The sequence below is a fragment of the Marinobacter sp. 2_MG-2023 genome (assembly GCF_030546935.1).
Lineage (GTDB): Bacteria > Pseudomonadota > Gammaproteobacteria > Pseudomonadales > Oleiphilaceae > Marinobacter.
Window position 1 is genome coordinate 204913 of sequence record NZ_JAUOPH010000002.1, and the last position, 23156, is coordinate 228068.

The 23156-nt window shown below is 55.1% G+C and carries 20 protein-coding genes; 10 read left to right on the forward strand and 10 right to left on the reverse strand.

Going from position 1 to position 23156, the window contains the following annotated elements; genetic code table 11:
* Nucleotides 1–47 precede the first annotated feature (47 nt).
* Genes Q4501_RS04780 through coaD form a run of 3 tightly spaced genes read left to right on the forward strand, consistent with a single transcriptional unit; the run spans nt 48 to nt 2859 of the window.
* The gene (locus Q4501_RS04780) at nt 48–683 is read left to right on the forward strand and encodes a hypothetical protein (RefSeq protein ID WP_303594671.1); all 636 of its coding nucleotides are present in this window, start codon (nt 48–50) and stop codon (nt 681–683) included.
* A gap of 56 nt (nt 684–739) precedes the next feature.
* On the forward strand, nt 740–2332 hold the full coding sequence (locus Q4501_RS04785) for a GMC family oxidoreductase (RefSeq protein WP_303594673.1): 1593 nt from the start codon (nt 740–742) through the stop codon (nt 2330–2332).
* A gap of 44 nt (nt 2333–2376) precedes the next feature.
* Complete coding sequence (gene coaD, locus Q4501_RS04790) at nt 2377–2859, forward strand: pantetheine-phosphate adenylyltransferase (RefSeq protein ID WP_303594674.1); 483 nt, start codon at nt 2377–2379, stop codon at nt 2857–2859.
* A gap of 59 nt (nt 2860–2918) precedes the next feature.
* Here the strand turns inward: coaD and Q4501_RS04795 are convergent, their stop codons facing one another.
* From Q4501_RS04795 to Q4501_RS04815, 5 genes are all read right to left on the reverse strand, one after another.
* Nucleotides 2919–4205 carry a DUF945 family protein gene (locus tag Q4501_RS04795; RefSeq protein WP_303594676.1) on the reverse strand — a complete coding sequence of 429 codons (1287 nt, stop codon included), beginning with the start codon at nt 4203–4205 and terminating at the stop codon, nt 2919–2921.
* Nucleotides 4206–4227: 22 nt separating this feature from the next.
* On the reverse strand, nt 4228–6369 hold the full coding sequence (gene ppk1, locus Q4501_RS04800) for a polyphosphate kinase 1 (protein ID WP_303594678.1): 2142 nt from the start codon (nt 6367–6369) through the stop codon (nt 4228–4230).
* Between the two features lie 78 nt (nt 6370–6447).
* The gene (gene hemB / locus Q4501_RS04805) at nt 6448–7464 is read right to left on the reverse strand and encodes a porphobilinogen synthase (protein WP_303594679.1); all 1017 of its coding nucleotides are present in this window, start codon (nt 7462–7464) and stop codon (nt 6448–6450) included.
* A 131-nt stretch (nt 7465–7595) separates the two neighbouring features.
* Complete coding sequence (locus Q4501_RS04810; protein WP_303594681.1) at nt 7596–8633, reverse strand: lipase secretion chaperone; 1038 nt, start codon at nt 8631–8633, stop codon at nt 7596–7598.
* Between the two features lie 157 nt (nt 8634–8790).
* Nucleotides 8791–9012: a hypothetical protein gene (locus tag Q4501_RS04815; protein ID WP_303594683.1), complete on the reverse strand. Its 222-nt coding sequence runs from the start codon at nt 9010–9012 to the stop codon at nt 8791–8793.
* A gap of 266 nt (nt 9013–9278) precedes the next feature.
* Here Q4501_RS04815 and Q4501_RS04820 point away from each other — a divergent pair, with 266 nt between their 5' ends.
* From Q4501_RS04820 to panP, 4 genes are all read left to right on the forward strand, one after another.
* Nucleotides 9279–9911 (forward strand): TetR/AcrR family transcriptional regulator, encoded by a 633-nt coding sequence (locus Q4501_RS04820; RefSeq protein ID WP_303594685.1) that lies wholly within the window; start codon nt 9279–9281, stop codon nt 9909–9911.
* A gap of 2 nt (nt 9912–9913) precedes the next feature.
* Nucleotides 9914–11614 (forward strand): acyl-CoA dehydrogenase family protein, encoded by a 1701-nt coding sequence (locus Q4501_RS04825; RefSeq protein WP_303594687.1) that lies wholly within the window; start codon nt 9914–9916, stop codon nt 11612–11614.
* Between the two features lie 194 nt (nt 11615–11808).
* Entirely contained in the window at nt 11809–12156 is a 348-nt protein-coding gene (locus Q4501_RS04830) for a DUF503 domain-containing protein (RefSeq protein ID WP_303594688.1), read from the forward strand.
* 173 nt (nt 12157–12329) lie between these two features.
* Complete coding sequence (gene panP, locus Q4501_RS04835; RefSeq protein WP_303595460.1) at nt 12330–14006, forward strand: pyridoxal-dependent aspartate 1-decarboxylase PanP; 1677 nt, start codon at nt 12330–12332, stop codon at nt 14004–14006.
* A gap of 174 nt (nt 14007–14180) precedes the next feature.
* On the opposite strand, the gene Q4501_RS04840 is transcribed toward panP, so the two are convergent.
* Together Q4501_RS04840 and Q4501_RS04845 are read right to left on the reverse strand one after the other, a co-directional pair.
* Nucleotides 14181–14447: a hypothetical protein gene (locus tag Q4501_RS04840; RefSeq protein WP_303594690.1), complete on the reverse strand. Its 267-nt coding sequence runs from the start codon at nt 14445–14447 to the stop codon at nt 14181–14183.
* Between the two features lie 99 nt (nt 14448–14546).
* A complete protein-coding gene (locus tag Q4501_RS04845) occupies nt 14547–16106 on the reverse strand; it encodes an inorganic phosphate transporter (protein ID WP_303594691.1) in 1560 nt (519 codons plus the stop codon).
* Nucleotides 16107–16320: 214 nt separating this feature from the next.
* Between Q4501_RS04845 and Q4501_RS04850 the strand changes: the two genes are divergently transcribed.
* The 3 genes from Q4501_RS04850 (at nt 16321) to Q4501_RS04860 (ending at nt 20591) form a co-directional block, all read left to right on the forward strand.
* The gene (locus Q4501_RS04850; protein ID WP_303594693.1) at nt 16321–17424 is read left to right on the forward strand and encodes a GGDEF domain-containing protein; all 1104 of its coding nucleotides are present in this window, start codon (nt 16321–16323) and stop codon (nt 17422–17424) included.
* Nucleotides 17425–17499: 75 nt separating this feature from the next.
* A complete protein-coding gene (locus Q4501_RS04855) occupies nt 17500–17952 on the forward strand; it encodes a flavodoxin domain-containing protein (protein ID WP_303594695.1) in 453 nt (150 codons plus the stop codon).
* 77 nt (nt 17953–18029) lie between these two features.
* Nucleotides 18030–20591, forward strand: coding sequence for an EAL domain-containing protein (locus Q4501_RS04860; protein ID WP_303594696.1), 2562 nt, complete (start codon nt 18030–18032; stop codon nt 20589–20591).
* 10 nt (nt 20592–20601) lie between these two features.
* Here Q4501_RS04860 and tesB read toward each other — a convergent pair whose 3' ends face one another.
* From tesB to Q4501_RS04875, 3 genes are all read right to left on the reverse strand, one after another.
* A complete protein-coding gene (gene tesB / locus Q4501_RS04865) occupies nt 20602–21456 on the reverse strand; it encodes an acyl-CoA thioesterase II (protein ID WP_303594698.1) in 855 nt (284 codons plus the stop codon).
* Between the two features lie 92 nt (nt 21457–21548).
* Nucleotides 21549–22703, reverse strand: coding sequence for an NAD(P)/FAD-dependent oxidoreductase (locus Q4501_RS04870; protein WP_303594700.1), 1155 nt, complete (start codon nt 22701–22703; stop codon nt 21549–21551).
* A 19-nt stretch (nt 22704–22722) separates the two neighbouring features.
* Nucleotides 22723–22890, reverse strand: a complete 168-nt coding sequence (locus Q4501_RS04875) for a rubredoxin (protein ID WP_303594701.1) — start codon at nt 22888–22890, stop codon at nt 22723–22725.
* Nucleotides 22891–23156: the final 266 nt, after the last annotated feature.

The following is a 23156-nucleotide window of genomic DNA, read 5'->3' on the forward strand; positions in this document are numbered from 1 at the left end:
TCATACGCCCCGGCGATCGCCATAAACAAAATAAAAGCGAGCCACCCATGCCCAACCACTTTAGCCCATCCGATGGACTCGATTCTGTGTCCCTGAACCGACGCAGCTTTCTGCGTACCGGTCTCGGTGGCGCCCTGTTTCTCGGTACTGTCAGTGTCACCGCCGGCTTGAGTGGCTGTGCAACAGCACCTGCCGGCCGGCTCGGCGCCGTTGAGACGCGCATGGACGCCCGCTACCAGTTCCAGTTTTTGACAACTGCAGACATTGAACTGCTTGAAGCCCTGCTTCCCGCCATCCTTGGCTCGGCACTCCCCGAGCAAGCCAATGCCCGGCGCATGATTATCGCCAGCACCGTTGAGCGCATTGATGCAGGCATTCACAAATTCGGGCCAACCAATCAGAAGGAACTCCGGCAACTGTTTGACCTGCTCAACTTTGGCCTGACGCGGGTAACTGTTGCCCGAGTCTGGCCATCCTGGCGCAATGTCACCACAGAGCAGGCTGACGCGTTCCTGGAACGCTGGCGCTCAAGCAACATCGGGTTATTCAATAACGGCTATATGGCGCTCACCAAAATAAGCAATGTGGCGTTTTACGGCTACCAGGAGAACTGGCACATTTCGGGTTATCCGGGCCCACCCGAATGGGCCGTAAAAGCCCTGCCACAATTCCGCAACGTGTAAATTTCAGCCTGCCGCTTTAGTTTGCTGTATTAGTCTAAATTAGGGATTCACCAACCATGTCGTTCACTGATCGCATTGCCCAGGGCCTGGAATCCGGATGGAAAGTCACCGACGGCGCTACCCTTACCGAAAGCCAGACCGTAGAAGCGGATGTTGTAATCGTCGGCACCGGGGCCGGCGGCGGTACTACGGCTGAAATTCTCGCCAAAAGCGGCCTCTCGGTCATCCTGGTGGAAGAAGGTCGGCTGTATTACCAGAAAGACTTCAAAATGGACGAGCTTACGTCCTACGCTAACCTGTATCAGGAAGGTATGAGCCGCGCCACCAGAGACGGCTCCATTGCCATTCTGCAGGGCAGATGCGTGGGTGGATCAACCACCGTCAACTGGACCAGCAGCTTTCGTACGCCAGATGCAACGCTTGATTACTGGGGCGAACGCTTTGGGCTTGATGCACTGAACCCCGAGGCCATGGCACCCTGGTTCGCTGGCCGGGAAGCACGACATTCCATGTCGCCCTGGGAGATGGCTCCGAATCTCAATAACGACATCTTGCGTCAGGGCTGTGAAAAACTCGGTTATAGCTGGCAGATTATCCCGCGGAATGTGAAAGGTTGCTGGAACCTCGGGTACTGCGGCGTAGGTTGCCCGACCAACGCCAAACAGGGTGCCTTGATGACCACGGTTTCCGGAGCGCTTGATCATAACGCCCGGTTATTCCACGGTTTGCGCGCCGAGCGACTGATAATGAACCAGGATCGCATCGAATCATTGCAGGCCAGCGCCATGACCAGTGATGGCCTTACACCCTCCGGCGTTACAGTCACACTGAAAGCCAGGCATTTTGTGGTCGCCGCGAGCGCTATAGGTTCGCCCGGCCTGCTGCTGCGTTCCGGATTGCCCGACCCTTATAATCGCGTTGGCAAACGCTCGTTTATTCACCCGGTTAACGCCAGTGTTGCGCAAATGCCAAAGCTGGTAGACCCGTTCTACGGTGCGCCACAGTCTGTCTATTCTGACGAGTTCAACTTCAGCAAGGGTGTAGAGGGAGAGGCAGGTTATAAACTGGAGGTGCCACCATTGCACCCGGCCATGTCTGCCGGTGTTGTCCCGGGCCACGGAGATAAACAGGCTGAAAATCTGGCGCGACTACCCTGGATGCAGTCTGTTATCGCACTTCTGCGAGATGGTTTTCACGAGAACAGCCCGGGCGGCACTGTATCGCTCCGCGATGACGGCAGCCCGGTACTGGACTACCCGGTCACCGACTATCTCTGGAAGGGCATCCGCAATGCCTTCTACACCATGGCCGAAATCCAGTTTGCGGCTGGCGCCGACCGGGTGCGGCTGATGCATCTGGATTCAGACTGGTACTCCAGCTGGGCTGACGCCAAAGCAGCTATCGACGGCCTTGTCATGGCACCCCACCGGGTCGGCCTGTTTACAGCCCACCAAATGGGTGGTTGCGGCATGGGAAGCAAGCCGGAGGAATCTGTGGTCAACGGATTTGGCGAGCATCACCACGTCAGCAACCTCAGTGTGCACGATGCTTCTATTTTTCCGACCAGCATCGGCGCCAATCCGCAGCTGTCGGTTTATGCTTTAGCCGCAAGAAACAGCTCCCGTCTGGCGCAGCGGCTACAGAAATAGCAGAAATACTGGTAATCTGGCGGCCTGACAAAAAGGAGCTGTGCATGTCTAAAGTCATTTACCCGGGCACCTTTGACCCCATCACCAACGGTCACACCGATCTTATCGAACGTGCCAGCCGCATGTTTGATGAGGTTGTTGTTGCAGTAGCCTATAACTCCAAGAAAAAGCCACTGTTTGACGTTGACGAGCGCTGCGAACTGGTTCGAAAGGCAACGCCTCACATTCCCAACGTCACTGTGACCGGGTTCAGCTATCTGCTTGCCGATTTCGTCCGTGACCAGGGTGCTACGGTTATTATCCGTGGCCTACGGGCAGTATCCGATTTCGAGTATGAGTTTCAGCTGGCAGATATGAATCGCCGGCTGGCACCGGAACTGGAAAGCGTGTTCCTGACGCCTTCCAACCACCTTTCCTACATTTCCTCCAGTCTGATTCGGGAAATTGCGTCCCTGGGGGGCGATGTATCCGAATTTGTTGATCCGGCCGTGGAAGTCGCCCTGAAAAAGAAGTTCAGCGAGGCCTGAAGCACCTGCTGATAACAAAAAAGCCCCGACCGGGGCTTTTTTTCATGCTTGAAAGAACGCTAAAACAGAGGCGGCAGCGGAATTTCCTGACCGTTAACATTTATAACCATGTCGTTCAGCTTCGCCGCCATTACCAGCCGATCTCCTTCTTGCACAAGCAACCCCTGCTTGACCAGGGGCGCAAGCTGCATACGCACAGCCGGATAATCTTTCTCCAGCGCCGAAGGCACGCTCAGATTCATTTCGCCAGTTAACTGCTGCATCACCATAAGCATTTCTGCTTTCTGGTCGGTGGCCAGCTCAGGATGACTGATCAACAGGCTGCCCGTTAACTCGCCTTCTGGCGTATCCAATGTGAGCTCAGGGAGTCCGACGGTAAAACCGGCCGCCGACAGATCGCGCAGGGCTGTACTCACCTCACCCATGGCAGCCATCTGTCGCTCAAACGCTTCCGGGCCACCAGCATCGGGAGCCAGCGCCATTCCCTGAAGCTCTGCCATGCTGGTTGTCAATGCACCCCAGCTTGCAACATCCAGGTTTTCCAGAGCGAATACAATGGTATGCGGGCCATAGGCCTGGTCTTCATAACCAACCTTGCCTGCCTCAATCGACAGCCTTGAATCCAGACGCTCCCCGCTAGCATTGGCCTGGGTGCTGCTGCGCGCCTGCAAATCCTCTATCGTTAACCGGGGAGTCCCAGGAGATGTCAGAGCAACCGAGGCAATCGATGCGTCCATGGTTCCAGTCCAGACATCGCCGCTGAGGTGAGCCATGTCCTGCTCAACACGGAAGTCATTCACGCGAATGCTCATGTCTGGTCCGGAGAAGCTCAGTTGCGGCCAGACGACCAGCGCTTCTGCCTGCGAGCCAGTGTCACTGACTTCAATTCGGGCAATGCCGCCGCTGGTACGGAGTGATTCTCCACTTTCGGGATTATTGATCGCAATGGCCGGGGCTTCCAGCTCAAGCACAGCAGTGCCCCAAAGGCGCGTTTCCAGGGTCAGCCTTGGGTGCTCTTCAAACCAGTTGGCACCCTCAGGCGCCCAGCCTTCCACCGGCTTGAAATCAATAAAGCTCCCGGTCACACCATGAGTCACCTTGGCTCGGTAGGCAATCGGACGGGTCTCTCCGCTATCAGGATTTAAAACCGTTACAACCCCATCCAGCTCAGACCCGAAATAACCACGGCGATAGTCGTCTGTTTGCATCTGCAAAAACGGCTGCGCCTGGTTCAGTTCACGGGTAACCTCTTGCCACTGCTTTTCGGTTACGTAACCCACTGCCCATGGCATTGCGCCCGCAACAATCAATACGCCGGCGCCGGCAATTATCCACTTTGCTTTCAAGAACTCTCTCCATCTGAAAATATCAGGATTTGCCGGTCAGGCGTTCTAGTAATACCAGTTGCGATGCCACACGCTCTTCACCCTCGGCCGGCTGATTCTGGATATAACTGCCATCCGTTTGCAATACCCAGGACTGGCAGTTGTCTGCAAGGTACGCATCGAGGTCTTCTCGGACCCGCGCGACCAGCTCGGGATCTTCGATCGGAAACGCCGTCTCAACCCGATTAAGCAGGTTACGCTCCATGCCATCGGCACTGGAGCAATAGACATCGGGCTTTCCGTTGTTTCCGAAGCAGTAAATTCGGGTGTGCTCCAAAAAACGCCCAACAATAGAGCGCACCTGAATGTTTTCCGAAAGTCCCGGAATACCTGGCTTCAAGCTGCAAATACCACGCACGATCAAATCAATTTTCACGCCCGCCTGGGAGGCCCGGTAAAGCGCCTTGATCAACTGAATTTCAGTCAGTCCATTGATCTTGATAACAATACGCCCCTTGCTGCCCAGAGCGGTTTCACGCTCAATCAGGCCCAGCAGTCTGGAAAGGAGCGTAAACGGTGCATGGAACAATTTCTTGATTTTCAGAGCTTTGCCCATACCCGTCAATTGCTGGAACAGCTTGTTCACATCGTCGCCGATCGACTCATCACAGGTCAGAAAACTGTAGTCAGTGTACAGGCGCGCGTTGCCTGCATGGTAGTTACCAGTTCCCAAGTGCACATAGCGGCGCAGGCGCCCTTCTTCGCGACGAACGATCAAAATCATTTTTGCGTGGGTCTTGTATCCCACAACACCGTAAACCACGATGACACCGGCTTCCTGCAGGCGGCTTGCCAGCTCAAGGTTTTCAGCTTCGCTGAATCGTGCCCGCAGCTCAACAACCGCAGTAACCTCTTTACCCCGGCGGGCTGCATCAGCCAGAGCCTCAACAATCTCCGAACCAGCCCCGGTACGGTAGAGGGTTTGCCGAATCGCTAAAACTTGTGGGTCCTTCGCCGCCTGACGCAGTAAATCAACGACCGGGCTGAAATTCTGAAACGGGTGATGCAACAGAATCGGCTGCTTTCGGATTGCATCGAAGATGGTCTCCTTGCTTCGAATCGCCTTGGGGATGGAGGGCGAAAAACCAGCATAAGAAAGATCAGGACGGTCCACCAGGCTGGTGACAGCCATCAGCCGGGTGAGGTTCACGGGCCCGTTCACCTGGTAGAGGTCCCGCGCCGCCAGGCCAAACTCCGTCAACAGGAACTGCACCAGCTCCTGCGGACAATTGTCCGCGACCTCCAGCCGCACACCGTCGCCAAACCTGCGACTGAGAAGCTCGCCGCGTAAAGCCGATGCCAGATCTTCAAGATCATCTTCCAGCTCCAGGTCGGCGTTGCGCGTAAGCCGGAACTGGTAGCAGCCTTTAACTTCCATTCCCGGGAAAAGCTCATCCGCGTGAGCATGAATCATGGAGGAGAGGAATACCAGATTCTCTCCGCCACTACAGATTTCATCTGGCAGGCGCACGAGCCTCGGCAATGAGCGCGGCGCAGGCACGATGGCCATACCGGTCTCGCGACCAAAGGCATCCTTGCCATCGAGTTCAACAATAAAGTTCAGGCTTTTGTTCACCAATCGCGGAAACGGGTGCGAGGGATCCAGGCCAATGGGACTGACAACAGGCAGAATTTCATCTTCAAAATAATTGCGCACCCACTCCGCCTGCTCAGGCGTCCACTCCCGGCGTCGCACGAAGTGGATATTCTCTTTTTCCATCTCCGGAATCAGAACGTTGTTCAGGATGTCGTACTGCTCATTGATGTACTCATGGGCAACACGGCTGATTTCGCTCAGCGCCTGCTCAGGGATCATGCCATCAGCACCGACGGTTTCCCTGCCGTACTTCATCTGCTGACGCAGGCCAGCTACGCGGATTTCAAAGAACTCATCCATGTTGCTACTGAAAATACAGCAGAACATCAGTCGATTAAAAAGCGGATGAGTGGTATCAAGCGCCTGTTTGAGCACCCGGTAATTGAACTGAAGCAGGCTCAGTTCACGGTTGAAGTAGTTCTCACTGGCATCCAGGTTGATAACTTCTCCCGCTGGCGGGGCATCCACTGGAGCCGGAACACTCCGCTCTTCGCTCGCTGTCTGCTTGCTGGTAATTTCCGTCGTCATGACCTTTCCGTTCCTGTGTGGTTTACACCCCGAGCAAGTCCCGGCGGCGAATGATGTACAACATATGTGAAAAAGGAATCAGGGTTTCTGATCCCGCATCAGGCGTGCAGCCCGCACCGCAAAATAGGTAAGAATGCCATCGGCCCCGGCTCGCCGCATGGCCATCAGGCTTTCCATCATGACCTTGTCGCCATCAAGCCAGCCATTCTGCTCCGCTGCCAGGTGCATGGCGTACTCGCCGCTGACCTGATACACGAACGTGGGCACCTGCAACTCTGTTTTTACCCTGTGAACGATATCCAGATATGGCATACCGGGCTTGATCATCACCATGTCCGCGCCTTCGGCAAGATCCATCATCACCTCATGAATCGCCTCGTTGCTGTTGGCCGGATCCATCTGGTAGGTGGCCTTGTTGCTTTTACCCAGATTTGCTGAGGAGCCGACGGCATCCCGGAAGGGCCCGTAATAGGCAGACGCGTACTTGGCGGAATAAGCCAGAATGCGGGTATTTACATGCCCTGCAGACTCCAGCGCTTCGCGCATGGCAGCAACACGGCCATCCATCATATCGGAGGGTGCAACAACGTCGGCGCCGGCTTCCGCATGGGACAACGCCTGATTCACCAGCGCTTCCACGGTAATATCATTCAACACATAGCCATCATTATCGATGATGCCGTCCTGGCCGTGCGTGGTGAAGGGATCCAAAGCCACATCGGTGATGACTCCCAGCTCCGGATAGGCCTTTTTCAGCGCACGAACAGCTCGCTGCGCCAACCCTTCAGAGTCCCAGGCACCAGAGCCTGAGAGATTTTTCTTCTCTGCCGCAACCACGGGGAAAAGCGCCACTGCGGGAATTCCAAGCTCCACCAGTTCCGCAGCCTGTTCAACCAGCAAATCAATGCTCAAGCGATCCACGTCCGGCATCGACGGCACACTTTCACGCTGCCCTTCACCTTCAAGCACGAAAACCGGATAGATCAGGTTGTCCGGCGTCAGCTGGTTTTCCCTCACGAGTCGACGGGAAAAGTCACTGGCCCGATTCCGACGCAGACGGGTAGCGGGAAAAGCACGGGGTGTAGATAACGACACAGAAAACCTCCTGAGTGGCACTGCTAAAGAGTTGGATCGAAAAGCCTGGGGCACTGACGGCACCTTTACGTCATCATACACCTCCGAAGCCTCTGGTTGCAGGCTATCGCCGGATACAGGTGCAGGCTGCATCACTGAACCGAGTCCAATGCTTGCGCCCGGATGCGTTCAGTTGCACTAAAGTACTTTTCGCGTAACAGGGCCAGTCCCTGCTCACGTTCAGGCTCCGCCAGACCGGACACATTCAAAGTGTCCCGTTCTTTTGCATAGGACTGCCAACGTCGATTCCAGTCCTCCTGCTCCGCACTCAGTTCCTCCAGCCTTTGTGCCGCTTCCTCTCCGAACTCCTGTTGACGCCAGGCTCTCAACGCCTCTGGATCGCTGCCCAGCGACTCCCGAACCTGCTCGTAACGGGCAAATTTCCGAGTGTCCTGCCGGGCCTGGCGCACGCTTTCAGGCAAAGCCATTTCAGCCTTGGCAAGAGCTTCATTCCGCTGCTGTTCAGACAAGCCTCCATCCATGCCAATACCCAGTCTGGCAAGCTGATAGCGATCTATCGCTTCTTCATCAGAAAAAAAAGCCTCTGCGGTATCCGCGTCCAGCCACGTTCTCCGAAGCGCCTGAATTTCTGCCATCCGACGTTTAGTTTCTTCAGGACCGCCCGCTCCTGTTTCTCCATAAGCTGCCTCCAGATCCGCGAGCGCGAGCTTGTAATCCAGATATCGCCCCAGAGTCTCAAATGCCTGGGCTCGTGCAGGTTCTTCCAGAAGCGAGAGCGCAAGCCGGATTCTGGCTACCAACTGCACCAGTGTTTCTTCACCGAGTGCAGACAGATAATACTCAAACAGCTGCCGCAGTTCGCCCGTGGGAACAAGGTTGCCCAAACGATCTGTCATCGCCCAACCGCCAGGTTCTGAGGTGCCCTCCAGAGACGATGGGCGCTGATCCGGCACACTGAGCTCCGCGGCACCTGCGACCATCACCGAGGGCGACGTATGAGGCGCTGCTGTATAGCCGGCGTCTGCACTCGTGTTACCTGCAGAGTGATCAGAAGAACGGGCGGAAGCCGGTTGCTCCTCAGAACCATCAGCAAACAGCGCAAATACAATCACAACAGCTATAATCACCGGTACGATATAGGAGAGCCTGAAAACAGATTTCATGATCATGGTCAGAACCGGCGTATCGATTGAATGTACTTCAGGTCCGGGAACCGGAAACGAAACCTTTGTTACAGGGGAAATAATAGGCAGAGCCGAAGCGTTTTACCGAGACAGACCACAAAAACAGGCCGGGTTATAAAGGCCCGGCCCGGCAAGACAATGCTCAAAGAGAGCGGTTATTAAAGTCTGTACCCACCTTGCGTGGGGAGCCAGCGCGGAAAGATGTCTCAACTTCCTGAATTCTGCCACCTTGGCTCAGAAATGCTTCGATATCTTGCTGCAACTGCGCCCGCACCCGCGCCCGGCCTGCGATCGAATGGGTATCGTCACTCTCGTTACCCCAGCGCCCGGATTGCTCCAGGTTGCTTTCGTCGAGCTCACTCATGATTATCTCCTTCAACGAAAACAGTGTTACAAGTGCGACCACCCCTCTAGGAGCCGCACTCTGCCTCGACCCGCCGCTACTGCGACACTGTCTTGGCGTCTTTATAATCTGCTTTTCATTGCAGAGCTATTAAGGATCAACACTTATTTTGTAACTTTTTGTAATCAGTCGTGGAAGCATAAGCCTAAATGGCAAAATGAAGACGTCAACGGAGCTTGCGTTGACACAAAGAATGAATAATGATTCACTAATTCCAGGGAGCCGGGATGGCTTATCGTGAAACAGAAAAAATGCGCCAGCGTAAGGCTGAGGCACGGCAGAGGATCGCGGACTGCACCTACCAGTGTGTTGCAGAAGGGGGTTTTCGCAATGCGAAAATTACTCGCATTGCACAACTAGCGGGTGTGGCCACGGGCACGATTTATCGCCACTTCGAGTCAAAAGAAGACTTGTTTGCTGAAATATTCCGACTCGCCACACAGCGTGAAGTGGACAAGGTAGCGGAAGCACTGGCAACAGCCGGAACCACGACCACAAGGCTGGAAAAAGCATTGCGGCAGTTTGCCCAGCGCGCACTGAAAGGCCCGGTAATGGCGTGGTCACTCATTGCCGAACCGGTAGATCCAAAAGTTGAAGAGGAACGGTTGGCTTACCGGAAGGCGTACGCTGACCTGTTTGAAAAAGCGATTCGTGAAGGCATTGAAGAAGGGTGCCTTCCGGATCAGGACGCCCGACAGAGCAGCACTTGCCTGGTAGGGGCTATCGCGGAAAGTTTGGTCGGCCCGCTATCACCGACCCAAGTCGGGCAGGCAACCGCAGACAAAACTGACAACACAGACCCACTGGTCAACACTCTCATCCGCTTTTGCATACAGGGGTTGACCGGCACCAGGAGATAACGATGAGCGCGCCGCAATCCACGCACGGAACACTCACAGATAGCGATAGTAATCGCTATCTCGCGGTCACCCACGAAGTGGTCAATCAGCCGCCTGCGCTGGAAAATTACAACCTGTATGAACAGGATGTTGCGCTTCAGGAAGCCGTGCAGCGCGAGGGCGCCGAGAAGGCAAAGAACGACCTGAAAGCCTTTGGCGCTCTGGCCGGCGATTCAGCAACCATCGACCTGGGTTTTCGGGCAAATAACAACAAGCCTGTATTCAATACCCATGACCGCTTTGGGCACCGCATCGACGAAGTAGATTTTCACCCTTCATACCACGAACTGATGGGCATCGCCTTCGAAAACGGCCTACACAGCAGCCCCTGGGCGAACCCTGGCAAAGGTGCTCACGTAACCCGCGCGGCGAAATACTACATGCACTCGCAGGTCGAGGCTGCGCACTGCTGCCCGGTCACTATGACCTTTGCTGCCATTCCTTCGATCCGCAGACAACCGGATCTGGCAGCACTCTGGGAGTCCCGGGTGCTGGCCAACAGCTACGACGCCCGCAACCTTCCGGATGACAAGAAAAGCTCGGTAACCATCGGCATGGCGATGACCGAAAAACAGGGCGGCAGCGACGTACGCGCCAACAGCACACTCGCGTATCCGGTTGGAGACAAAGGTCCGGGCCAGGCTTATGAGCTGGTCGGCCACAAATGGTTTGTGTCCGCGCCCATGTGCGACGCCTTCCTGGTACTGGCTCAGGCACCCGCCGGGTTATCCTGCTTCCTGATGCCACGCTGGCGCCCGGATGGCACAAAAAACCCCTGGCAAATACAACGCCTGAAAAACAAAATGGGCAACGTAGCCAACGCCTCCAGCGAAGTGGAACTGCGTGGAGCATTGGCCTGGATGATCGGCGAAGAAGGCCGTGGCGTCCCTACCATTATCGAAATGGTCGCCATGACCCGCTTCGACTGCATGATTGGCAGCTCTGCCGGCATGCGCCAGGCCGTAGCCCAGGCTACACACCACTGCCGCCACCGTAGCGCATTCGGCAGCCGGCTCAGCGATCAGCCCCTGATGCAGAACGTGCTCGCCGATCTGGCCCTGGAAAACGAAGCCGCCCTTGCCTACACCATGCGACTCGCCCGCGCACTCGACAACCAGAGTGACGAACACGAGCGCCTGCTGGCCCGCCTCGCCACACCCGTGGGCAAATACTGGATCTGCAAACGCACGCCCAACCATGCCTACGAAGCCATGGAGTGCATCGGCGGAAGCGGCGTAATGGAAGATTGCATCATGCCCCGACTATTTCGGGAATCCCCGGTGAACGCGATCTGGGAAGGCAGCGGCAACGTCCAATGCCTGGACACTCTGCGCGCCATACAGAAAGAACCGGAAACTCTCGACGCCTTCTTCCGCGAAGCCGGCGAAGCTAAAGGTGCTGATCGCCGCTTTGACCAGTTCCTGGCACAACTTCAAAATGACTTCGCTGACATCAGCGACTTCCAGTACCGTGCCCGCAACCTGGTAGATCGTATGGCACTGGTCATGCAAGCCTCCCTGCTGCTGCGCAACGGCAACAAAGCCGTGGCTGATGCCTTCTGCGCTTCCCGACTGGAATCCAGTGGCGGCATGAACTACGGCAACCTGCCTTCAGGCACCGACGCCGCGGCTATTATCAAGCGGGTGACACCTGTAGTAGGCTAGCGTTCATGCCCACCAAGGCATAGCGATCCACTTGGTGGACTCCCCTTGAACTGTTCAAGAGCCGACGGGGCAAGGCTGTTCAAAACTGTGCGAAGCCATGGATGGCGGAGCTCAAGCGCCACATGGATGTGCCGCAAGGAGCGTGTTTTGAACAGCCTTGCTCCGCCGGCGTCAGCACCAAAGCCGGAACATCAATGTCTGAAGCACTAAGAAAACTACTCAAAGAAGGCAACGCGCCTCAACATAACGCCACGATTACACCGCACGTAGGCGTATTAACCCTGCACTTTCAGCTCTACGGCTGCGAAGACCTCAAAGCCAAGCGCAAAGTCTTCACCCCGCTGCGGGCCATATGGGGCAAAGAACCAGACCTGGCCGTAGCTGAAACCGCCGACCTCGAAGCCCTCGAATGCGCCACCTGGACAATCGCAGCCCTAGGCACGTCCTCGCAGCTGATCACCCAGCGCCTCGACCAGGTAGAGAAAGCCATCCAGGAAAAGGTTGATGCTGCGATACTCGACATTCACCGGGAACTTCTCTGATAAAGCCCTGTGGCACAACACCGAAGCAGCCCGTATACTACGCCACCTCAGGGATGCCAGTGTGCCTGCAAGCTACAGGTAACAAGTAACCAATGCCGGAACCGACCCCCGGCTGCATCCGTTGGGCATCCGGAACCGGCCCTGCGGACAACCACTTATCGTGTGTGGTATCTATGACCGGCAAGAAAAAGACGGCCCAGGCCTCGGTTGAGGCCATGTATCGCGTGTTCACCGTGCCCGAGGCACCGGAGTCCACGCTCAGCCGTATTGACCAGAATATCTCCCGTAATCTTGCAGGTTTCCTGCAGGAGCACATTGTTGCGGTTGAGCGGGACCTTACAGACGTCGAGAGAAACTTCTCGGACTACAATATCCCCGAAAAGCCCGTATTCGTGTCCGAGCAAGCCCAGTTCCTGCTCGACAAACTGGTTGCCAACTCCGTTCATACTGCTTCACCTGCCTTTATCGGGCACATGACTTCAGCGCTGCCCTACTTCATGCTGCCGCTGTCCAAAATCATGATCGCCCTGAATCAGAACCTGGTGAAAACCGAAACATCCAAAGCGTTTACGCCCATGGAGCGCCAGGTACTCGGGATGATCCACCGGCTTGTTTACCAGGAAGACGGGGCCTTTTACCGAAAGTGGATGCACGACCCCCGCTACGCTCTGGGCGCCATGTGCTCTGGCGGCACCGTTGCCAACCTGACAGCGCTCTGGGTTGCCCGCAACCGTGCATTCCCGGCCGAAGGCAGCTTCCGCGGCCTGCATCAGGAGGGTTTATTCCGCGCTCTGAAATATTACGGCTACGAGGGTGCTGCCATCGTGGTCTCCAAACGGGGCCACTATTCCCTGGGTAAAGCCGCCGACGTTTTGGGCCTTGGCCGCGATTCGCTGGTGGCTGTGGATACCGACGACAACAACCGGATACAGACGGACGCCCTTCGCGATAAATGCCTCGAACTGCAAAAGCAGAAAATCAAGATCCTGGCCATATGCGGTGTTGCCGGAACAACCGAGACCGGCAACATAGACCCGCTGGATGCGATGGCAGATACAGCGCGGGAGTTCGGCGCCCATTTTCACGTGGACGCCGCCTGGGGCGGACCAACACTGTTCTCCAGAACCTATCGCCACCTACTGCGGGGCATAGAAAAAGCAGACTCTGTGACGTTCGACGCCCACAAACAGTTGTATGTTCCCATGGGCGTAGGCCTGGTCGTATTTAAAGACCCGAGCCTGGCCAGTGCCGTTGAACACCATGCTCAATACATCATTCGCAAAGGCTCCCGGGATCTGGGCACAACGACGCTTGAGGGCTCTCGCCCCGGCATGTCAATGCTGATTCACTCAGGTCTGAAAATTCTGGCTCGCGAGGGCTATGAAATCCTGATTGATCAGGGCATTGAGAAAGCGGCCACCTTCGCCGACATGATCGACGCTCAACCAGATTTTGAACTGGTTACCCGGCCCGAGCTGAACATTCTCACCTACCGTTATTGTCCGGGTGAGGTCCAGCAGGCCCTGGCTGTGGCGAACCCGCTTCAGGCAGAGAAGCTGAATGCCTGCCTGAACACCATCACCAAGTTTGTCCAGAAAACCCAACGGGAACGCGGCAAGGCATTTGTTTCAAGAACCCGCCTGGAGCCTGCCCGTTATTACAACTTCCCGTGCATTGTTTTCCGGGTTGTTCTGGCGAACCCTCTGACTACGCCACAAATTCTGGCGGATATTCTGGAGGAACAGCGGGAGCTTTCAGGAGAAGAAGGGATTCAGGACGAGATCAGAATACTGCATCAGATGGCAGAGGCTGTGCTTAAGCAGCACCCACAGGATCAAAAACGGGCCTGATTTCTCTGATTACCTTTCGACACCGCGAGGGCGGGTGACAGGCTGCCAAAACACGCTGTAAATACATCCGTGTACGCTCGGCTCCGCCATCCATGGCTCCGCACGGTTTTGGAAGCCTGTCACCCGCCCTCGCTCAGATCCAATCTCTAACTCTGATATTCGAAGGGGGCATACTCAGTAAAGCGCCTCTTCATCATCCAGCACTTCGTGGATGATATCCAAAAACATACGATCCGCTTCACTCCACTTTTCCGGAATGCGAATGGTCGTGTTGGCGCTGATTTCCCGGGCAATCAGCTCATCGGCATCCGCCTCAGTGCGCAGCTTGCGGGCAATGTCTATGGACTTTACTGCAATCGTCGGATCGCTCAGTACCTTCTTGATAAACACTCGCAGCTCATCAATGACCTTGGCCTGACGGCTTTCAACCGGTGTACTCATACCTCACCCTCCGGGCAATTGAATTCTCGGGGGAGCATTCTCGCTCCCGCAGCATACGCACAGTATGACCAAACCCGCGCACTACAACCAGCCACTGCGTTAAATGAAAAGCCCACGCAAAGTGAAAAACAAAATAGCAGCCATAATGGCTGACGCAGGCACCGTGATAATCCAGGCTGCAGCTATGCGCACCAGATGCGACCGTTTAACCATTTCTTCTTTGTAGATCTTCTTGAGTCGCTTGCGATCGGATTTAGCCAGAGGCACCTGTTTCCTTTTCTTGGCCTGCTTGAGGAGCCGTTCCATTTCCTCAACAGACGCATTGCGGAAGTCGTCCAGAAAGGGCTTGAGACGTTCCTGATCGCCAGCGTCGCGCTCTTCCATGATTCTGTGCAACTGCGTCGCATAATTGGACTTCAGGTATTCGCGCAGGAACCCGACACCAAAAACCCCGCCAATGGCAATGTGTGTGGAGCTCACAGGCAAGCCCAGTTGCGATGCCAGAATAACCGTTAGTGCGGCCGACAAGGCAATACAGAACGCACGGGTTTTATCCAGCTCGGTAATCTCACTGCCCACAGTTCTAATCAGGCGCGGGCCAAACAGCATAAGGCCAACCGTCAAACCCAGGGCACCAATCATCATGACCCACAGAGGAATACTGGAGGCAGTGACGACTGCATCATTGGCTAATGCATCATTGATCGCCGCAAGCGGGCCAATGGCATTGGCGACATCGTTAGCACCGTGGGCGAAGCTCAGCAGAGCAGCGGCAAATACCAACGGCCAGGTGAACAGGGTATTTACCCCGCCAGCACTGTTTTCCATTGTTGCTGCCCGACGTGAAGCCAGAGAGCGCACGATAAAGAATGCAATGACCGCGGCAACCAGACCAACCAGAGAGGCCTGGAGAAAGTCTACCTTGATGATCTGCTTGACGCCTTTGATCATCAGGTAAGTGCCGAACGCCCATGCCATTATGGCAACAAGCCAGGGAACAAACGTACGGGCGGCGGGTACGACATTCTTCTGATACAGCACGGTCTTTTTAATAATAAACAGCAGCAGCGCAGCCAGGGCGCCACCAAGCACCGGAGAAATAACCCAGCTTGCAGCAATCTTGCCCATAACAGCCCAGTCTGCAATGCCCCAACCGCCCGCCGCAATACCTGCGCCAAGCACACCACCTACAATAGAATGTGTAGTGGATACCGGAGCACCCATCCAGGTTGCCAGGTTCAACCAGAGAGCGCCTGCAAGAAGCGCTGCGGTCATCAACCAGACAAAGGAGCGGCTGTCTTCCAGGCTTGAGGGGTCAATGATGCCACCCTTGATGGTGGATACCACATCCCCCCCCGCAATCAGCGCACCGCCTGACTCAAAAACACCTGCAACAATAACGGCGGCACCCAGGGACAATGCTCCGGAGCCAACGGCTGGGCCAACGTTGTTCGCAACGTCGTTTGCACCTATATTAATGGCCATGTAACCGCCGATAACGGCTGCAGCCATCAGCAGAGTGCTATTGGGCAACCCCTGACTGAAGGAGCCGACAACCAGCCAGACGCCCAACAGAAACAACAGGCTGAAACCGACCCGGTATCGCTCCGTAGAGTTGCTGGTAAGAAGGGTTTCCAGGAATCCGTTTGAACGGGCCATAAGAGAAAGAGTCTCAGTTGGTCTGAATGGAGAACGAACCGCTGTGTTGCGCGCAACTATAAATTTTTTGACATTAAATTGAAACAAATGTGCGACAACGGGACCTGGTCACACAACACACCTGTAAAGGATGCATACATACCAATCCCTGTCCCATAATAGCCATAAGCAGAAAACGCCTTATCAGATCACTGCGTATTCACACAGGGCCACTATGACCACACATCCCTCTTCGGGCCGCCAAACGACACACGAGCGGGAAGATGCACAGGTTTCACGCATACTGACATGGCTGTCGTTGGCAGCGATTCTGTCTCTTACCGGCATCGCCTCCCAAGCCTGGCATTCTGGTCACAGCAACCATGCATTGATTCTTTTGGCCTTTATCGTTCCAGTGTTGGCGAACATGGCCTGGTTTGCGTGCACGGGCAACCGTGATTGGCAGAAAGTTGGCTTGCTGATTATTGCCAGCGTACTGTTTACCTATCTGATCGCCTCCGGCGGCGAGAGCAACACTGGCCCTCTATGGTTCTATGTTTTCCCACCTTTGCTGTTTTTTCTGACCAACCTGAAAACGGGCACTATGATTCTGCTACTGGTTTACTTGGTGGCCATTATTATATTTCAGTTCCCCAACTTGCCTTTTGTATTTGCAGAGTACGAAAGTGACTTCAAGATCCGCTTTTTTGCCACACTCACCTTTGAGTCGATTTTTTGTTTTGTACTGGAAACAAGCAGACTGAAGGCACGTAACGAACTGCTGGACCTGGCCCAGACCCACGAACGCGCTGCAAAAACCGATGAACTCACCAACCTTTCCAACCGACGGGATATACTGAACCGGTTATCAGAAGAGTACTCTCGATACCAGCGCTCGGGGCATCACTTCTCCATTGCCCTGATTGACCTGGATCTTTTCAAAAACATCAATGATCAGTATGGCCACGATGCGGGCGACGCAGCACTAAAACAGTTCGCAGACCTTGTGCAGACGGTGATCCGACAAACAGATGTTGCAGCCCGCTGGGGCGGTGAGGAGTTTCTGCTATTGCTACCAGATACCTCTTTGATTCCGGCGCTTACGCTGGCAGAGCGTCTGCGTAGTGAAATAGCACGAAACAACTTCAGCTTTCAGGGGCAAGAGCTACCGGTCACCATGAGCGCCGGTGTCTGCACCATAGCTCAGGCCGATTCTATCGACAGCATGCTTAGACAGGCCGACTTACAGCTATACAATGCCAAGGAAGCGGGTCGCAACAGGATCGCGCCCCGGGTGCGAAACCAGAATACAGTGGCTGAGGGCCAACCAAGCTCTTGAGACAGCCCACAGGGGCCGTTATCATCCGGCGCTGAACGAAACTGGCCATCCGCTCTTGTAACAACAGGGATTTTCATGACAGATATTCGAATTCTGGTAGGCAGCGTCTACGGTGGCGCATTGATGACCGCGAGAGCCATCAAGCAGGCGCTGGACGCCGAAGGCTACTCCGTATCCGTTCTGGAGAACCCAGTGCTTGACGACATAACGTTTGATACCGCCCCTCTGTTGGTCTGTACATCTACCACCGGCCAGGGTGAAATCCCGGGTAACCTGCTGACTTTTTATTCCGACTTGCGGGATCAGCTGCCCCAACAGCCAGGGCGGCCTTTCGGTGTTATCGTGCTGGGCGACAGCTCCTATGGTGATACCTTTTGTGGAGCCGGCAAGCTTATGGAAGAGGCACTTTACGAAACAGCCGCCAGAAAAGTTGGCGAAACACTCTGCATAGACGCACTGGAAACCCAGGATCCTGAAACCGAAGCCCTGCCCTGGGTACGTGAGTGGGCATCCACGGTACTCGCTTGAACAAGGCTTTACGCCCGCCAGGTAACCAAAACCACATTAAAGCCGGCTCTGACAATATTTATGATAAACGGTGACCTGTGATAGAACGACTCTCGTCTCGCATGCTGGCAACCTTGCTGCTGCTTATGTCCCTGGCCTTCAGCTGCCAGAGTGCTGAGACGTTTCGTTTTCCCGAAGTAGAGCTTTTGCGCCTGTCACCCGGTGTTCAACTTTCCCCGCTTGAAGCTGCCGCTTCCGGCGACTGGCAACCGTTAGCAACGAGCAGCCCCAACTTCGGCTACACACCTGACACCGTCTGGCTCCGTTTCGACGCTCCTGACAATCTCCTGCTGGATTTGTTGGAGGTAGGCTACTCCCACCTTGATTACATTGCGTTTTACGTCATCAAAAACGGGGAGATAACTGACACACTCATTACCGGGGATCTCAATCCCTATGCTCAGCGCCCTATTCGCAACCGCCATTTTGCATTTCCCTTCAACCCGGAGAACAGCGATAATCGCCAGATTCTTCTTGAAGCTCGCTCCGCGGGCACCTTGCAGGTTCCTCTGAAATTCTGGAACACTCAGGCCTTCTTCGAACATGCCTCTGTTGAAGAGCAACTCAATGCCCTTTATTACGGCATCTTGATCACCGTTATTCTGTTTAACCTTCTGGTTTTTTTCGCGCTGCGGGAGCGTGTCTACCTCCTTTACGTGCTATCGACGCTCGGTTACCTGTTGGTTATTGGCAGCCTTAACGGCACCGCGTTCCAAGTGCTTTGGCCACATAGCCCATGGATCCAGAACCGCGCCACATTGTTCACGGTGCCTCTCGCAATCATATTCACACTGCTGTTCTCGCGATCATTTCTCAACCTCAAACGAAACGGGCCAACCCTCGACCGAATTATGCTCGGCTTTGTTGCACTGAGCGCCACTGTGTTAGCGGTAACAAGTGTGATGGAATACAGTAGCGCAATCCGTCTAACGGTCGCCGCAACCTTTCCAAGCATCCTGCTGCTTGCCATAGCCGGCCCTCTGCAGTGGGTGCGGAGAAAACCTCAGGCCGGTTATTACATCATCGCATGGGGAGCGCTGTTCTTTGGTTGCGCGATTACAGCTGCCAATAGATACGGTCTCCTTCCAAGCAATGTTCTTACGACTTACGGGATGCAAATCGGGTCTGTTATCGAAGCAACTCTGCTTGCACTGGCCCTCGCAGCACGGCTTTACCAGGAGCGTGAAGAGAAAGCAGGCGCCCGCGAGGCCGAACTTTCAGCCATGGCAGCGAGACGAGCAGCTGAACTCAAGCTGATTGAAAACGCCCTCCATAACCCTCTTACGGGCCTGCCCAACCGTGCAAGCTTCGAGATGCAGGTAAGTGACCTCATTCGCCAGGCCCCGGCCAAGAGGCACGGCATTGTCGTGATCCACCTGAACAATCTGCAGTCTGTGACCAAAACCCTGGGGCACCAGAACAGCGACCGCATACTGGAACTGGCCTCGCGGAGACTGAACCTAATCACACGCGAGCTTCCAGGCATAGTGTCTCTAGGACAACATAACGGGAGTAATTTCTTCGTAGCCTCTCTCGATCCGGAAACCTTCGCCTGTATCGTTGACGCCGGTGTTTCGGAAGACGCCTATCAGGCAGTCATGCGCGCCGTGGAAGCCATCCGCAGCCCTGTTGACTATCTTGGGATGCAAATCCCTCTTCACGCGCAGCTCGGCATAGCTATCTCACCGGCTCATGGCACCGACGCCAACTCACTGATCCGCAGGGCATGCATAGCAGAAAGCTCAGAGCGCGCCCAGGAAAGTGGAATCGCTTATTACAAGACATCCCGGGACTCCTACAGTGCCGGACGGCTTACGATGATTTCGGGGTTACAACAAGCACTCACCAATAACGAGCTGGCCCTCTATCTACAGCCAAAACTGAACCTTCGGAACGGCCAGATTAATAGCCTTGAAACACTGATCAGGTGGCCCGATAAGGAGCAAGCAGTTCGTGCAGACGAGATCATTGTCCTGGCCGAACAGACCGGATTGATCAAACCACTGACCCGCTGGGTACTGGCACAGTCCCTGCAACTTCGCTCCCGTCTTCTCGAGGCCGGTCACCATCTCGATTTCTCAGTCAATATCTCACCCTACAACCTGCGGGAGCCGGATTTCCCATTGTTCGTGGATCAGCTTATGCGCGCTCACCCACAGCACAAAGGCAGCATTACCTTTGAAGTGACTGAAACATCGATGATGCAGGATCCGGTCAACGCACTCAAAACGCTTAACACACTGTCTGATGCGGGTATTCCGGTCTCCATTGATGACTTCGGATCCGGCTATTCATCGCTTTCTTATATCAAACAACTGCCGGCCAGCGAGATCAAAATTGACCGCTCCCTCATCACAGAGCTGGCAACCCTGGAAGAGGATCGGGTTATTGTCCAGACAACCATTGATATGTGCCACGCCCTCGGCTACCTGGTTGTTGCGGAAGGCGTCGAGGATGATGCAACTGCAGGCCTGCTGAAAGAGATGGGGTGCGATATGATTCAGGGTTACCTGGTAAGCCGCCCCCTGCCTCTTGAGCAAATACTTCGCTGGCTCGCCGAAAGGCACGAAACCAATACCTGGCATCAGACACCTGGCTAACAATAGCCTGTCAACGCTGGCGAATGAGCGCTTCCTGAGTTGTAGACGCGACCAGAACTCCCTCTTGATTAAAGAAGTTACCCCGATTAAACCCGCGAGCTGAAGACGCGCTTGGGCTGTCCTTATCGTAGAGCAGCCAGTCTTCCATGCGGAAATCCCGATGAAACCAGATGGCATGATCAAGGCTTGCGATCTGCAGCCCCTTGTTCATAAAGGAAACACCATGGGGGTTAAGAGACGTTCCCAGGAACGAGAAATCCGATGCATAGGTAAGCAGGCAACGGTGCAAAACAGGGTCATCCGGCAGGGGGCCCAGAGCGCGGATCCAGCTTTGCTTGAAGGGTGGGCGCTTTTCAGGCTGAAGCGGGTTCATCGGATTTACCGGGCGGATTTCGATGGGGCGGTCACGGGTCATGATCTGTCGCATTTTCTCTGGCACCTGCGACGCCATCAACTTGCCCCACTCCTGCTCAGAGCGCAGTGTCTCAGGATCTGGCGCGCTGGGCATTTCCGCCTGATGCTCAAAACCCTCTTCGGCAGCATGAAACGACATGGAGCCGGTCAGAATTTCCTTGCCATCCTGGCGTGCAATGACTCGGCGAACCGCAAAGCTACGACCGTCACGGACCCGCTGGACCTCGTAGTCAATAGGCATATGCTGGTTGCCCGGGCGCAGAAAATAGGCATGCATAGAATGGCAGAGACGGTTTTCAACGGTATGGCTGGCAGCCATCAGCGCCTGCCCGAGAACCTGCCCCCCGAAAACATGAGGAAATCCCAGGTCCTGACTGTCGCCCCGGTAATGATCATCGCCCGTGGGTGACAGATACAGCAGTTCCACCAATTTTTTTGTAACGTCAAGCATGCCTGCTCCTGTTGATTAGTTAGCACACGAAGGAGTTTCTACTCCAAGCGGGCGGTTTTCGCAACGTAAAGTGTCTGCAGGAAGCAGAGCCTTCAGGAATGAATAGGCGGTACAACCTTTGACAACGCCTGTTTTTCCAGTGCAAACCGGCCAGTAACCGCAAAGCCCAGCACATCGCCTTCTGCATTTTTGAAAAGGGCCTTTACATGGGTACCGTCCTGCTCCGCTTCCCACTCACCCTCAGAATCAGCAGGGGGTGGGCAGACGGCAGCCGGGCAACAGGGTGTTTTAATCATCACCGGCATGGTCCCGTAACTCACTTCAGTGCGGTCACCGGTAAGTGTTTTTGCCAAAGCGCGGGCACATGCCATGAGAGGCAGAACATAAAGCAGAACATGGCCGTCAACTTCTGCACAGTCACCCAGCGCGTAGACATCGTCAGCAGACGTTTCCAACGCCCGGTTCACCGTGATACCACGGTCTGTATCGATTCCGGCTGTGCGAGCCAGTTGCGTGCGGGGCCGCAGACCTACAGCAGAAATTACGAGATCCGCCTGCAATGTTTTACCGTTCGCCAGAAACAGCGTTACGCCCTTATCGGCCGGTTCAACCTTCTCTACCACAGTTTGCAAATGGAAACGCACACCCAGTGATTCAAGCTCAGCTTGCACAGCACTGGCGGCGACTGGCGGCAGCAGGCTCGGCATGACGGCGTCCGAGGGGGCAATCACCTCCACGTCGTAGTCACCATTACGCAGGTCATTAGCGAACTCACAACCAATAAGGCCAGCACCCATAATCGCCACACGGCTTCGTGGCTTAAGTGCTTTACGGAACACACGGTAATCTTCCAGATCATTGATCGGGAATACCCGTTCCAGTCCACTACCCGGTATTGTGAGGCGAATGACATCGGCACCCCAGGCTAGAACCAATTTGCTGTAAGACAGGCTTTCGTCTCCCAGCAGCAACCTGTGCCCTTCGGTATCTATACCGGTCACCGTGGTGTAGGTTCGCAGCTCAAGGTTCAACTGCTTTGCCATGGCCTCAGTGTCGGCCTGGGCCAGACCTTCGGCATCCTTTCCTTTGGTAAATCCAGTGGACAGCATGGGCTTGGAGTAGCTAACACCGTCGTCAGCAGTCACCATAACAATCCGGGCGCCCTTATCTTGCTTGCGGATTTCCCGGGCCAGGGAATAGCCTGCCAAACCGGTTCCAACAATTACGATGGGGGACTGTTCTGTCATAACCATGCTCCGTCCGGGTTCAGCTGATCTCAATCATTTCAAAATCTTCTTTGCCTACACCGCAATCAGGGCAGACCCAGTCTTCGGGCACATCTTCCCACAGGGTACCTGGCTCAATACCATCCTCCGGCCAGCCTTCCGCTTCATCGTAGACCAGACCGCATACCACGCACTGCCATTTCTTCATAAACAATTTCTCCGCCACAGATTTGTGGCCGTCATATTAGTTTTCGAACAAAACCTCAAACAAACGGCGTTTACGCCGGCTTACAACGAAACCCGTCTGCCTTACCAGCTGATCTCCGAGCCTTACTACGCCATGATACCCGGCGCATCCGAATTGACCAATGCCGGTAAAGACGCACCCGCCCAGCTTTTTATGCCAATCGTCAGTATTCTCCCCCCTCCCCTCAGCCGTTCCTCTCCGGTATAATCGCCCGTTTTACGACAGGA

Coding starts and splice junctions, on each gene's coding strand:
- Q4501_RS04785 (WP_303594673.1), top strand. CDS start 740: ATGTCGTTCACTGATCGCATTGCCCAGGGCCTGGAATCCGGATGGAAA.
- ppk1 (WP_303594678.1), bottom strand. CDS start 6,369: ATGACGACGGAAATTACCAGCAAGCAGACAGCGAGCGAAGAGCGGAGT.
- Q4501_RS04815 (WP_303594683.1), bottom strand. CDS start 9,012: ATGAGTGAGCTCGACGAAAGCAACCTGGAGCAATCCGGGCGCTGGGGT.
- Q4501_RS04845 (WP_303594691.1), bottom strand. CDS start 16,106: ATGGCCCGTTCAAACGGATTCCTGGAAACCCTTCTTACCAGCAACTCT.
- Q4501_RS04850 (WP_303594693.1), top strand. CDS start 16,321: ATGACCACACATCCCTCTTCGGGCCGCCAAACGACACACGAGCGGGAA.
- Q4501_RS04830 (WP_303594688.1), top strand. CDS start 11,809: ATGTCTGAAGCACTAAGAAAACTACTCAAAGAAGGCAACGCGCCTCAA.
- Q4501_RS04870 (WP_303594700.1), bottom strand. CDS start 22,703: ATGACAGAACAGTCCCCCATCGTAATTGTTGGAACCGGTTTGGCAGGC.
- Q4501_RS04810 (WP_303594681.1), bottom strand. CDS start 8,633: ATGATCATGAAATCTGTTTTCAGGCTCTCCTATATCGTACCGGTGATT.
- tesB (WP_303594698.1), bottom strand. CDS start 21,456: ATGCTTGACGTTACAAAAAAATTGGTGGAACTGCTGTATCTGTCACCC.
- Q4501_RS04875 (WP_303594701.1), bottom strand. CDS start 22,890: ATGAAGAAATGGCAGTGCGTGGTATGCGGTCTGGTCTACGATGAAGCG.
- Q4501_RS04855 (WP_303594695.1), top strand. CDS start 17,500: ATGACAGATATTCGAATTCTGGTAGGCAGCGTCTACGGTGGCGCATTG.
- Q4501_RS04840 (WP_303594690.1), bottom strand. CDS start 14,447: ATGAGTACACCGGTTGAAAGCCGTCAGGCCAAGGTCATTGATGAGCTG.
- coaD (WP_303594674.1), top strand. CDS start 2,377: ATGTCTAAAGTCATTTACCCGGGCACCTTTGACCCCATCACCAACGGT.
- Q4501_RS04780 (WP_303594671.1), top strand. CDS start 48: ATGCCCAACCACTTTAGCCCATCCGATGGACTCGATTCTGTGTCCCTG.
- panP (WP_303595460.1), top strand. CDS start 12,330: ATGACCGGCAAGAAAAAGACGGCCCAGGCCTCGGTTGAGGCCATGTAT.
- Q4501_RS04825 (WP_303594687.1), top strand. CDS start 9,914: ATGAGCGCGCCGCAATCCACGCACGGAACACTCACAGATAGCGATAGT.
- Q4501_RS04820 (WP_303594685.1), top strand. CDS start 9,279: ATGGCTTATCGTGAAACAGAAAAAATGCGCCAGCGTAAGGCTGAGGCA.